At 73.9% G+C, this 12876-nt stretch carries 9 protein-coding genes; 3 read left to right on the top strand and 6 right to left on the bottom strand.

Features of this window, described 5'->3' with window-relative positions; translation table 11 throughout:
* The first annotated feature begins 6 nt into the window (after positions 1-6).
* On the top strand, positions 7-930 hold the full coding sequence (locus ACZ4MU_RS28785; RefSeq protein WP_467882070.1) for a serine/threonine-protein kinase: 924 nt from the start codon (positions 7-9) through the stop codon (positions 928-930).
* Positions 849-2351, top strand: coding sequence for an ABC transporter substrate-binding protein (locus ACZ4MU_RS28780; RefSeq protein WP_467882069.1), 1503 nt, complete (start codon positions 849-851; stop codon positions 2349-2351). The genes ACZ4MU_RS28785 and ACZ4MU_RS28780 overlap by 82 nt, the downstream gene beginning before the upstream one ends.
* Positions 2352-2353: 2 nt before the next feature.
* Here ACZ4MU_RS28780 and ACZ4MU_RS28775 read toward each other — a convergent pair whose 3' ends face one another.
* From ACZ4MU_RS28775 to ACZ4MU_RS28750, 6 genes are all read right to left on the bottom strand, one after another.
* A complete protein-coding gene (locus ACZ4MU_RS28775; protein WP_467882068.1) occupies positions 2354-3343 on the bottom strand; it encodes a hypothetical protein in 990 nt (329 codons plus the stop codon).
* Positions 3340-4575, bottom strand: a complete 1236-nt coding sequence (locus tag ACZ4MU_RS28770) for an MFS transporter (protein ID WP_467882066.1) — start codon at positions 4573-4575, stop codon at positions 3340-3342. The genes ACZ4MU_RS28775 and ACZ4MU_RS28770 overlap by 4 nt, the downstream gene beginning before the upstream one ends.
* Entirely contained in the window at positions 4575-5918 is a 1344-nt protein-coding gene (locus tag ACZ4MU_RS28765) for a discoidin domain-containing protein (RefSeq protein ID WP_467882064.1), read from the bottom strand. The genes ACZ4MU_RS28770 and ACZ4MU_RS28765 overlap by 1 nt, the downstream gene beginning before the upstream one ends.
* Before the next feature lie 254 nt (positions 5919-6172).
* Positions 6173-8059, bottom strand: a complete 1887-nt coding sequence (locus ACZ4MU_RS28760; RefSeq protein ID WP_467882062.1) for an ABC transporter ATP-binding protein — start codon at positions 8057-8059, stop codon at positions 6173-6175.
* A 73-nt stretch (positions 8060-8132) separates the two neighbouring features.
* Positions 8133-10598: an RICIN domain-containing protein gene (locus ACZ4MU_RS28755; RefSeq protein ID WP_467882060.1), complete on the bottom strand. Its 2466-nt coding sequence runs from the start codon at positions 10596-10598 to the stop codon at positions 8133-8135.
* A gap of 298 nt (positions 10599-10896) precedes the next feature.
* Positions 10897-11508 (bottom strand): GNAT family N-acetyltransferase, encoded by a 612-nt coding sequence (locus ACZ4MU_RS28750; RefSeq protein ID WP_467882058.1) that lies wholly within the window; start codon positions 11506-11508, stop codon positions 10897-10899.
* Between the two features lie 165 nt (positions 11509-11673).
* Between ACZ4MU_RS28750 and ACZ4MU_RS28745 the strand changes: the two genes are divergently transcribed.
* Positions 11674-12555: a GNAT family N-acetyltransferase gene (locus ACZ4MU_RS28745; protein ID WP_467882056.1), complete on the top strand. Its 882-nt coding sequence runs from the start codon at positions 11674-11676 to the stop codon at positions 12553-12555.
* Positions 12556-12876 lie beyond the last annotated feature (321 nt).

Here is a 12876-nt window from a genome sequence, read left to right as displayed (position 1 = left end):
GTCCTGGTGCGGCGGATCGGGGAGTTCACCCTGGAACGGCGGCTCGGAGCCGGCGGGATGGGCGTGGTGTACCTTGCGCGCAGCCCGTCCGGGCGCCGGGTCGCGCTGAAGGTGATCCGGCCCGAGTACGCCGACGACCCGCACTTCCGGGCCCGCTTCCGGCGCGAGGTGGCGGCCGCCCGCAAGGTCAGCGGCGCGTTCACCGCCTCGGTGGTGGACGCGGCCCCGGACGGCGACCCACCCTGGCTGGCCACCCAGTACGTACCCGCCGAGTCACTGGCCGCGAGCGTCGGCTCGCACGGTCCGCTGCCGGTGGCGGACATCGCCCGGCTCGCGGGTCAACTGGCCGAGGCGCTGCGCGACATCCACCGCCAGGGCATCGTCCACCGGGACCTGAAGCCCGGCAACGTCCTGCTCGCCGAGGACGGCGCCCGGGTGATCGACTTCGGCATCGCCAAGGCGGCGTCGGAGAGCCGCGCGCTGACCCGCACCGGCGCGATGGTCGGCACTCCGGCGTTCATGGCACCCGAGCAGCTGTGCGGACCGCACCGCGTCTCCGGCGCCACGGACGTGTTCGCACTGGGCTCCGTGCTGGCTTTCGCGGCCCTCGGGCGCAGCCCGTTCGAGGACGCCGAGGCGGCGGGTGCCGAGCCGATCGCCGCCGCCTTCGCCGTGGTGCACAAGGAGCCCGATCTGGCCGGCATGCCCCGCCCGCTGCGGGCGCTCGTCGCCCGCTGCCTGGACAAGGAGCCCGCCCGGCGGCCTCCTCTGGACGAGGTGCTGGGCCTGGCCGCCCGGGCCGGGGAGGCGACGGGCGACGAGGGGCCGCCGCGCCCGGTGCGCGGCCGGTGGCGCGGTCCGGCGCCGGCCGCCCTCACCGCACTCGCCGTCCTGGCCGCCCTGCTGGTGGGGCCGACGCGCCGTCCTTAGCCGTCCTGTCGGGCGAACCCGGCTGCGCCACCGGGCAACGCGCAGTCGGCGAGGGCGCCAAGCGCACCTGCGTCGGCCTGCTCACCGGCGCCTTCGCCCGCCCCGGGCCCGCGCACTCCTCCGAGAGCGACCTAGCGCCGGTCCTGAAGCTGATCCACGCCGAGAACCGCCGGGTCGTCGAGGTCTCCAGCGGGCGGGGCACCCGGCCGTACGCCTCCGTCGTCTACCTCACGCCCATCACCGCCGAGTTCGACGGCACCAGCATGATGGCGAGCGTCCGGCACGACCTGGAAGGCGCCTATCTCGCGCAGCGCGAGGCCAACCGGGACCCCGCCGCCGGGCCGGGGATCAGAGTGCTGGTCGCCCAGACCGGTGGCAGCGCCGAGCAGCGGGCGTACGCGGTGGGACAGGTGCTCCATCGGCGGCGTGCCGAGCACATCGTGGCCGCCGTGGGACTGGGCGGCAGCACCGCCTCCAGCCAGGACATGGTCGGGGAGCTGACCGCCGCGGGGCTGCCCGCGTTCGGCTCGGTGCTCACCGCCGACTCCTGGGCGGGCACGCCCGGCCTTCTCCGGGTCGCGCCCGTCAACGCCGACCAGGCCGCGGCCGCCGTACGGTTCCTGTCGACGGGGGCCCGCGCCCGTGCCCGGTTCCTGCTCGTCGAGGACGTCGCCGCGGGCGACCAGTACACCAGCACGCTCGCCACGCAGTTCCGCGCCCGGATGCCCGTCGGCCGTCTGGCGGGCGCCCTGCTGTTCGACTCCGCCGCGCCCGATCCCGCCGGCACCTTCCGCCGCCAGAGCGGCGAGCTGTGTGCCGCCCGGCCGGACGTCGTCTACTTCGCGGGCCGCGGCACCTCGCTGCCCGCGTTCCTGACCGCGCTCGCCGAACGGCCGTGCCGGGACAGCCCGTTGACCGTCCTCTCCGGCGACGACACCACCCAGGTGGTCCGCACGGACGGCTTCGGCCCGCGGGAGCTGGCCGCCGCGCTGCGCACGGGCCGGGTCGACCTCGTCCACACCGGGCTCGCGCACCCCGGGGCGTGGGACGTGGCGCCGCGCGCGTTCGCCGCGCGGGCCGTGGCGCCGTTCCGCGACGGCACGTTCGCCGCCGCGTTCCCCGGCTCCGGTCTCGACGACGGGCGGGCGATCATGATGTACGACACGGTGCTGCTCGCCGCCCGGGCGGTGCGCACGAACCCGGCGGTCTCCGACCCGACGGCCACCGATGTGCACCGGACGCTGACCGCGCTGCGCGGCGGTCCGCCGGTGGCGGGCGCCAGCGGCTGGATCGCCGTCAACGGCGACGGCGGCCCCCGGAACAAGGCCATCCCGGTCATCCGCATCGAACCGGGCGGTCGCACCACCACGATCGCCGTCACCTCCGCCGACGGCGCCCCGTACACGCCCGCCCGGCCGTGACGTCACCGGACGGCCACCGGGGAGGAGCCGCCGGGCACCACCGCACGGGGTTCGCCCGTGCCGTCCGCCGGGACCGACCAGATGTCACTGGCGCGCCCGCCGCGCCCCGGCAGGCCGTAGGCCACGGTCGCCCCGTCCAGCCACACGGCCTGGTCGTCGACGCTGTGCCGCTCGGTCAGGGGGTGTTCGCGCATGCTCGCGAGGTCAAGGACGTACAGCCGCCACGGCGCCCGGGGGTTCCCGGAGACCTTCTTCTTGAAGGCGACGCGGGTCCCGTCGGGCGACAGCGAGGGGCATTCGACGTTCTCGCGCAGCGCCTTCGCCGACCAGTTCCGCAGGTCGCCCTCGACCAGACGGGTGCGGCCCCGGCTGGAGACGGTGGCGTAGAAGCGGTTGTCGTCGCGGGCGAAGGTGACGCCCCAGTAGTTGACGTCCGGCGCGTGGTAGCGGGCGCCGTCGACGGTCAGCGGGATGTCCTCGATCGACTTGATGAGGTAGCCGGTGCGCAGATCCAGGATCGAGGTCCGGGTGGAGAAGCCGGAGGCGGCGTAGGAGTCGCCGACGGCGAACGCGGTCCAGGACAGCAGCTGCCCCGAGGCGGAGACACGGGCCCGGTTGGGGATGCCGGGCACGGTCACCCGCCGCACCTCGCGCAACCGCCGGTCCAGCACCAGTGCCTGGGTACGCGCGGGCAGGCCGGGCAGCCTGCGCAGACACAGGGCGTGCTCGCCCGCCGCATGGAAACGTTCGCAGGACGGGCCCCCGCCGACGCGTCCGGCCCCTCCCCCCGGCAGGCGGGCGACCCGTCCGGTGGCCGAGTCCCGGAAGTACAGGCCGGGCACGTCGAGGCCGAACGAGTTGTCGGCCGCGCTCTGTCGGGACGGATGGTCGCGGTGCCGGGCGTGCAGGACGTAGCCGAGGGAGCCGCCCGCCAGCAGGAGCACGGCGGCGACGACGAGGGCGAGCCTGAGATGGCGGTGGACGGGCCTCACGACGCCTCCCGGGCGGGTACGGCAGCGGGCAGAACACGCCAGGCGGCCGGCAGCGCGGCCGCGAGCGCCGCCACCGCCAGCCACAGCGCGGGGCGCTGCCCCCACAGGGTCCAGGCGGCCCCGAACCCGGCCGCGCCGAGGAGCCGGGCCAGCGCCTGACCGGTCTGGAGCACCGCGAGGCCGCCCGCACGGCCCCGCGCGGGCAGCAGCGGCCCGGCCAGCGCCATCAGCACCCCGTCGGTGGCGGCGTAGAAGACGCCGAGCAGGGCGAGGACCGCCACGGCGGTGGGCCGGGCGAGCGGGGCGAGCAGCAGGGCGTACGCGCCGAGCAGGGCGGCGTGCCCGAGCAGGAACGGCAGTCGCCGCCCGGTCCGGTCGGCGATCCGGCCCACCGGGACGGCCAGCAGCAGATAGCCCGCGGCCGGGCCCAGGGGCAGCAGCGGGAACAGGGCGGTCGGCAGGTCGAGGCCGCGCTGGAGCAGCAGGTAGACGAAGGAGTCCCCGATGGTGGCGGCGCCGAGCAGGGCGGTCGCGTACAGCACGCGGCGGAAGGCCGGGTCGCGAAGTGCCGTGCGCGGGCGGGGGGTCACGGGGGCGGGCGCCGTGCGGGAGGCGCCCGGCACGTACACCGCGAGCAGGACCACGCCCAGCAGTCCGGTGCAGAAGCTGACGACGAACACCGCGTCGTAGGCGTCGGTGGTCGCCTGGAGCACCGCGAAGGCGGCGAGCGGCCCGAGGAGCGCGCCCGTGGTGTCCATGGCGCGGTGCACCCCGAAGGACCGGCCGAGCGTCTGCGGCGGCCCGCTCAGGGAGATGAGGGCGTCGCGCGGGGCGGTGCGGACGCCCTTGCCGAGCCGGTCGGCGGCGAGGGCCGCGGCGATGCCGCCGGTGGCGCCGCCGGCGAGGAGCAGTCCCAGCCGGGAGAGCGCGGAGAGCAGATAGCCCGCGCCCGCGACCCGCTTGTGCCGGCCGCCGCGGTCGGCGAGCCGCCCGCCGAGCAGCCGTACGAGCGCGGTGGCGCCGTTGAACATGCCGTCCAGGAAGCCGAACTGGAGCGGGGAGAGGCCGAGGCCCAGGACCAGGTAGAGCGGCAGCACCGCCGTGACCATCTCGGAGGAGACGTCGGTGACGAGACTGACCGCGCCGAGCGCGAGAACGGTGCCGGGGACGCGCCGCCCCGCACCCGAGGTGCGGGGCGCCGCGTCCGGGCGGCCGGTGGTGGCCAGGTACATCAGTGGCAGCCGTACTTCGGGCCGGTGTCCTTGACCTGCCCGTCGGTGCCGACATAGGTCCATCCGTAACCGGAGTCGGTGAACTCCAGCTTCAGCACGCCGTACTGGCCGCTGATCCGCTTCTGGCTGTGGGGCTGGACCTGCTCGATGGGATACGGCTCGGCGCCGCCCATGCCGCCGACGATCTCCACGATGCCGTCGGCCGTCGCCCTGCCGTCGGGGTCCTGGGGGGCGAACCGCTCGTAGTGGTGGTCGTGTCCGTTGAGGACGAGGTCGGCCTTGGCCCCGTAGAGGAGCTTCCAGACCGGCTTGGAGACCGGGTCGTTGCCGTGGCCGCCGGAGGAGTACAGCGGGTGGTGCCAGTAGGCCGCCACGCACTGCTTGCTGTTGGCGGCGAGGTCGGCCCTGAGCCAGTCGATCTGGGCGGACTGGTCGAAGGAGTTGGAGTCGAGGGCGATGAAGTGCCAGTTGCCCTCGTCGAAGCTGTAATAGCTCCTGCCCTGCGGATAGGCGATGCTGCCGAAGTACGCCTTGTAGCCGGCCAGCGACCCGGCCGGGTCGTAGGTCTCGTGGTTGCCCGGGATGGGACGGGTCTTGGCCTTGAAGGCTCCCCACGTCTTGTCGTAGTAGGCGCGGTAGTCGGCCAGGCGGGCGTCGTCGTACTGGTTGTCGCCCATCGTGAGGTAGAACTTCGGGTCGATCCGCCGGGCGAGAGCGGCGGTCCTGGGGTGGGCGCAGCCGCTGTCGGAGGCCGTGCACTGGGCGGCTATGTCACCGGCCGCGACCACGGTGAAGGCGCCGCCGGGCGGCGGGCCGCCATCGACGGTGCCGTACACCTCGGCCTCGTAGAGCGAGTAGCCGTACGAGGTGGCGCGTGCCGTGCCGTGGACGCGCAGATACCTGCCCCTGCCGGACAGTCCGGTCCAGTCGTCGGTGCCGCCGTTGCCCGCCTTCTCCTCGGCGAGCGGGGTCCAGGACGCGCCGTCGTCGGACACCTCGACGCGGTAGGCCTTGGCGTAGGCGGCCTCCCAGCTGAGTGTGACGCGGCTGATGGCGGCGGTGGCGCCGAGGTCGACGCGGATCCACTGCGGGTCCTTGCCCTCGGCGCTGGCCCAGCGGGTGGCGGTGTCGCCGTCGAAGGCGTTCTTGGCGGTGAGGGAGGAGGTTTCGGTGGAGGAGGCGGTGGCGGGCTTCCCGCGCGAGATGAGGGGATCCGCGGCGGCTCCGGCCCGTCCGGGCCAGGCGAGCAGCAGCCCTGCGAGGAGGACGAGCACGGCGGCGAGTGCGAGGGTGAGGGCCGCGCCGCGTGGGAGGCGGAGTGGGGCGGGGGTCTTCAGGCGCATACCTGGACTCCGTGGCTGGGTGAACGGCGAGAGCTGGACACCGGTACGCGGCCCCGCCCCCCGCCCGCACGGGCAGGGGGCAGCGCCACGGCAGCCGGGTCAGAGCTCTCGCTGAGCGCGTCATGCCCACGGGGGACGGGCACCGCGCCAAGCCGCCGCCGGGGAGCGTAGCGGATCGGAAGGTTTCCTACCAGTGGTCCGGCACCACGGCCGGACAGCGCCGCGACGGCGGTACGGGACCCGTCTCCCGCCCGTCAGCCGAGCTCGGCGGGCGCACCCCCCGGGCGGGCGAACTGAGTGCGGTAGAGCTCCTGGTAGCGGCCGCCGCGCGCGAGGAGTTCGTCGTGGGTGCCGCGCTCCACGATGCGGCCGTCCTCCACCACGAGGATGAGGTCGGCGGACCGGATCGTGGACAGGCGGTGGGCGATCACGACCGCCGTGCGGCCCTCCAGCGCCTCACCGAGGGCCTCCTGCACGGCCGCCTCGGAGGTGTTGTCCAGATGAGCGGTCGCCTCGTCGAGGATGACGACGCGCTGGCGGGCCAGGAGCAGCCGGGCGATGGTCAGCCGCTGGCGCTCGCCGCCGGAGAGCCGGTAGCCGCGTTCGCCGACGACGGTGTCGAGCCCGTCGGGCAGGGAGGCGACCAGGCCGTCGAGGCGGGCCCGGCGCAGGGCGTCCCAGAGGTCCTCCTCGGCCGCGTCCGGGCGGGCGAGCAGCAGGTTGGCGCGGACCGACTCGTGGAAGAGGTGGCCATCCTGGGTGACCATGCCGATGGTGTCGCGGATCGAGTCGGCGCTCAGGTCCCGTACGTCGACGCCGCCCAGGCGCACCGCGCCGGAGTCGGCGTCGTACAGCCGCGGCAGCAGTTGGGCGACCGTCGACTTGCCGGCGCCGGAGGAGCCGACCAGGGCGACCATCTGGCCGGGCTCGGCGCGGAAGGAGATGCCGTGCAGCACCTCGGCGCCCCCGCGGGTGTCGAGGCTCGCGACCTCTTCGAGGGAGGCGAGGGAGACCTTGTCGGCGGAGGGGTAGCCGAACCGCACGTCGTCGAACTCGACGGAGACCGGCCCCTCGGGCACCGCGCGGGCCTGCGGCTTCTCGGCGATGAGGGGCTTGAGGTCCAGGATCTCGAAGACCCGCTCGAAGCTGACGAGCGCGCTCATGACCTCCACCCGGGCCCCGGCGAGCGCGGTGAGGGGCGCGTACAGGCGGGTGAGGAGCAGGGCGAGGGAGACGACCGCGCCCGCTTCGAGCTTGTCGTGCAGCGCGTAGTAGCCGCCGAGGCCGTAGACCAGGGCGAGCGCGAGGGCGGAGACGAGGGTGAGGGCGGTGATGAAGGCGGACTGCGCCATCGCCGTACGGACGCCGATGTCGCGGACCCGTCCGGCGCGGGCGGCGAACTCCGCCGACTCGTCGCCGGGCCGCCCGAACAGCTTGACCAGGGTCGCGCCAGGAGCCGAGAACCGCTCGGTCATCCGGGTGCCCATCGCCGCGTTGTGTTCGGCGGCCTCGCGCTGGAGCCGGGCCATCCGGGTGCCCATGCGGCGCGCGGGCAGCACGAAGACGGGCAGCAGGACCAGCGCGAGCAGGGTGATCTGCCAGGAGATGCCGAGCATCACGGCGAGGGTGAGCAGCAGCGTCACCAGGTTGCTGACCACCCCGGAGAGGGTATTGCTGAAGGCGCGCTGGGCGCCGATGACGTCGTTGTTGAGGCGGCTGACCAGGGCGCCGGTGCGGGTGCGGGTGAAGAAGGCAACCGGCATGCGCTGGACGTGGTCGAAGACGGCCGTGCGCAGGTCGAGGATGAGGCCTTCGCCGAGGGTCGCGGACAGCCACCGCCCGATCAGGCCCAGGGCCGCCTCGGCGAGCGCGATCACGGCGATCAGCAGGGCCAGCCGGGTGACGGTCCCCGTCTCCTCGCCGCCGACGATCGCGTTGACGACGCGCCCGGCGAGGAGCGGGGTGGCCACCGCCAGGAGCGCCGTGGCGATGCTCAGCAGGAGGAACAGGGCGATACGGCGGCGGTGGGGCCGCGCGAACACAGCGATGCGCCGCAGGGTGGCACGGTTGAACGGACGTCGTTCCTGCTGCGCGGTGATGACGTTGTGGAGCTGTGTCCACGCGGTGGTTTCCATACTCATACGAGGAACGTACGACCTCTAGTTAAGTTGAGGTCAACCCTTTCCCGAATCGTCCCGCCGCCGGGCCCGCCGGTCAGCCCACCGCGACCAGCTTCCAGCACTGGTTGGCGGCCCCGTTCGCGGGCCACTGGATCACCTGGGCGCCCAGGGCCGCCGAGCCGCCGCTGACGTCGGCGAGATGGCCGTCGAGGCGGGATTCCAGGGTGTGGCAGCCGTGTGCGCCCGGGGTGACGCGCCACTGCTGGTTGGGGCCGCCATTGGCGGTCCACAGGGTGAGCTGGGCTCCGGGCACCACACTCCGGTCGGGCACGTCGAGGCGTTTGCCGCTGGCCACGCCGGTGACGGTGTAGTAGCCGTCGCCCGTCGCGGCGATCCGCCACCGCTGGTTGGTGCCTCCGTTGTCCGACCACTGGATGACCGGGGTGCCGTCGGCGGTGCCCTGACCGGAGGCGTCCAGGAGCTGGCCGCTGTTGGCGTTGACGAGCTGGTACGTGCCGTCGAGCGGCGCGGTCGTGCCGGGGGTGATGCTCAGGTTGGCGAACTGGGCGCCGTAGTAGCCCGCGGTACCGAGGCCCACCTGGCCCGCGCCGTACGCGGTGTCGGTGACCGTGGCGAGGGTGGCCGCGTCGAGCTTGGCGGTGACGGTGGCACCCTGGAAGGTGAGGGCCAGGGTGTGCCAGGTCCTCAGACCGGGGGCCGTGACCGTGCCGCTCGCCAGGGTGGTGGCGGACCAGGCGGTGTCGGTGCGCAGCAGCGACCAGGCGCCGGTGTCCGCGACGCGCAGGTGGTAGGCGTTGAGGCCGTTGTTGTTGCGGCCCTGGGTGCCCACCCGGCCGAGCAGTTCGACCGCCCCCGACTGCTCCAGCAGCGCGTCCGAACGGACGGTGTAGTCGGTCCAGTTCACGTCGCCCAGCAGGGCGTAGGGCTGCGGCCTCGACTCGTTCGTCCAGCGGATGGGAGTCGTCGGGGCCTGCTGGCGCAGACAGCGGCCGGTGCGTCCGCCCGCGCACGGCGCCGTCTCGAAGGCGCCGTTCATCGCGGCGAGGTACCGCGCCTCCTGTCCGGTGGCGGTCCCGGCCAGCGTGTCCGCGTACGGCAGGGCGAGCGGGGCGCGCCGCGGCGAGGTCACCGTGCCGGCGCCCTGCCCGGTCGTGGTGGTGACGGTGTAGAGGCGGCCGGGCCGGAGCGTGAGCCGGTACGTGCCCGAGGTGGGGTTGAGGTCGGGTTCGGGCACCAGGTGGGCGGTGGCGCTGTTGGTGGAGAAGTCGGTGGACCACACGTGCGGGGTGCCGCCGGGCAGCCCGCCGGACACCTTCAGCGTGACGGTCTGCTCGGCGGTCGCGTCCATCGTCTCGAAGACGGTGGACCAGGCGGACCTGCCCGGTGCGGCGTAGCTGACGTAACTGCCGTTGGCGCGGTTGCCGCCGAGGTAGCCGGAGGCGGTGTCGAGGTACTGCCAGCCCGGCGCGGTGAACTGGGTGGTGTGCGCGGTCGCCCAGGCGCTGCGGTCCACGCTGTACGCCCCCGACCAGGGCTGATTGGCCGTCACCAGGCCCATGCTGTTGAAGGAGAGGTTGGGGTAGAGCGCGGCCACCACCGGCCAGTTGATGAAGGCGGTCATCCGGGCGTCCAGATAGCCGCGGTTGATGGCGCGGGCCATCGGGACCGCGCCGGTGGCCGCGTCCTCGGAGCCGTTCTCGCTCGCCCAGAGCTGTTTGCCGGTGGCCAGCGCGTCGGGAGTGGTCGAGCAGCTGGTCATGGCGGACATGTAGCCGCAGGGGTAGTGGGCGCCCACGATGTCGACGGCGTCGCTCAGGGCGCTGTCGCCGCGCATGGCGGTGGCGATCTGCCAGCCGTCGTCGGCGCCGACGACCTTGGTGGCGTAGCCCTGGGCGGCGAGGGTCGCGTGGAGGTTCTTGTACCAGCCGGCGTTGTAGCCGCGCTCGTTCCAGCCGCCGAGGTAGTCGATGGTGAGGTGGTGCTGTTTGGCGCAGCCGAGCCAGGCCATCAGGTAGTCGATCATGTCCTGGGACCAGAAGGTGCCGTTGCCCACCCAGCCGGGTGCCCCCCAGGAGAGCGCCGCGAGTCTGATGCCCGGGTTGCGGGCCTTGGCCTGCTCCATCAGCCACCACTCGTACCCGTTGGAGCAGTTGACGCCGCCCCGGGTGTGCTCGATGGAGGACTCGGCGCCGTCCGTGGAGTTGGTGTCGCCACCGATCTCGACCTTGAGGATCTGCAGGGCGGCGCCGTAGTCGGGTTTGAAGAGGTAGTCGAGGATCTGGCCGCGCTGCGGCTCGGGGTAGTCCAGGAGCAGCCGGGTGTTGCCGCCGCCCCCGCTGATCGCCCCGACACCGTCGAAGACGCGGCCGGGGGAAGCGCCGTCGACGGTGACGTCGGTGGTGACCGCGGCGGCTTCGGGCGCGGCGGCTTGGGACGCGACGCGTCCCGCTCCGGCCGCCTGCGGGACGGCGGCCAGGGACAGGCACAGGGGCAGACACAGCAGCAGGACCGCGAGCAGGGCGCGGGGAAGGGATCTCATCGTGGTGCGACCCTCTCTGACAGGGGGGACACGTCATGCACGCACATTTTCGATCACAAGCGAACTCAACTGAGCAGTAGCAAACACTAGGAAGGGCGGCGGGGGGCGTCAAGTGCGCGTGCAGCGCGGGTACTTGTTGGATTTCCTTCGGCGAGTCCTGGTCGGGCAGCCCCATCGGAGAGTTCCGCATCGGCCAGCTCCCGTTCGGCAGGTGCCGCAGGTCTGCTCCTGGAGCGCGGTACGTGAAAGGGGCCCGCCGGTTGGCGGGCCCCTTCCGGGGTGCGGCGGCGCGGCCCGTTCAGGCCTCGGGGTCGCGCAGGCCCACGCAGTCGAACGCCCAGAAGATGTCCGAGTAGACGAACGTGCCCGTCATCCACGGCTCGTGCGCGGACAGCCGGGCGACCTGGAAGGCGGGGTCGGGGATGCGCAGGGACGGCGAGCGGAAGCCCAGCGGGCTCGCCGCCTCGAAGCCGCGCGTGCGGTAGTACACCGGCGACCCCTCCAGGAAGACCAACGGCACCCCCCGCTCGTCGGCCGCCGCGAGGGCGTGCTCGATGAGGCGGGCGCCGATGCCCCGGCGCTGGGCGTCGGGGTGCACACCGAGCGGCGAGAGCGTCAGGACGTCAACGAGTTGGCGCGGAGCGTCCAGCCGCGACGCGCTCAGCATCACATGCCCGACCACGCGTCCGCCGAGCGCGGCCACGAAGGACAGCGGTGCCCGCGGCGCCGGTGCCGTGCGCAGCGCCTCCACCAGAGCGGGCACCGGCTCGGGCCCGAAAGCGCGCGCGTGCACCTCGCGCACCGCATCGTGGTCCGCGTCCGTCTCCTGACGGATCACCAACTCCCCTTCGCTGGAGGCGCTCCCGGTGGCCGAAACCGAGGAGCGTTCCTGCTGGTCGTGTGATGTCATGGCCGCGAGCGTAGGCCGCCGTACGTGTCGTGCGCACGGCGATTTCAACCGGTCGGGGCGGACCGGTTTCGCCCCGACCAACTCGGCCCCGGTCCTTGCCCGCAGCCGGGCAACACGCCCCCCGTCCGTTCCCCCCTCCCCACCCCTTCTCGCCCTGGAGCCACCTTGTCGCCGCGCATCACCGCTCTGACCGACCCCGCCGGGAACACCGCGAGCCGCCGGCTCGCGTGGCTGGCGTCCGATGCCGAGGGCGCTCCCGTCGGCTCCGCCTTCTTGCGGCTGTTCACCCGGGCCGGGCAGGACCACCTCGCGGAGCTGGGCATCCAGGTGCATCCCGTCGAGCGGCGCGCGGGCGTGGGTTCGCGGCTGCTCGAAGCGGCCGTCGAGGCCGGGCGACGGGAGGACCGCCGCAGCCTGATCGCCCAGGCTCGGGCGGGCTCCCCCGGCGACGCGTTCCTGCCCGCCCGCGGCTTCCGCAAGGTGCTGACCCTGACCTACACACGGCTGTCCCTCGCCGAAGCGGACCTCGCCTCCCTCGCGCGGGCCGTCGAGACGCCGCACCCCGGCTACCGGCTGACGTCCTGGGAGGGGACGGTGCCCGACGAGCTGGCCGACACCTTCGTGGCCTCCCGGCGGGCCATGGACGACATGCCGATGGGCGCCACCGACTTCGGCACCGTCGTCTGGGACCTCGACCGGGTCAGGGCGGCGGCAGCGGCAGTCGCCGGGCGCGGCGAGCTCCTGCACACCGTCGCGGCCGTCGACGAGTCCGACGGCTCGGTCGTCGGCTTCACCGAGCTCGTGGTCCCGGGCGACGGCACCGGCGACGCCCAGCACTACGGCACCGCCGTGTTGCCCGGACACCGCGGCCACGGCCTCGCCCACTGGATGAAGGCCGCCTCCATCCACCAGGCCCGCACTCGCCACCCCCGGCTCGCGGGACTGCTCACCGACACCGCCGACAACAACCCGCACATGCGGCGCGTCAACGACCTGCTCGGCTACCTCCCGACGCACAGCGCCCACGAGTACCAGCTCGACCTGTAGCCCGCGCCGTCCGCCCGGCGCCCACAGGCAGGGGTCGCACTCGGCCCCCGCCGCGGCGGGAAGACGATGGCGGTGGCGGTGGCGGTGGCGGTGGCGGTGGCGGTGGCGGTGGCGGTGGCGGTGGCGTCAAGTGAGGTGAGGCGGATGAGCGGGCCCCACCGGGGCCCGTTCGCGGCGTGAGCCACAGTGTGCGAAGCCGCGGCGATCGCCCGCACACGCGCCCTGGCCACGCATCACGGCCACGCGCCACGGCCACCCACCAAGGTCGCCCGCCGCCCGGGCAGCAATGCGTTTGCCCGGCGCCCCGCGTACCTGACAAGG

The sequence above is a fragment of the Streptomyces sp. NPDC026377 genome (genome assembly GCF_055567715.1).
Note: the sequence above shows the minus strand (reverse complement) of the source record. Positions and strands in the feature narration are given on the sequence as shown.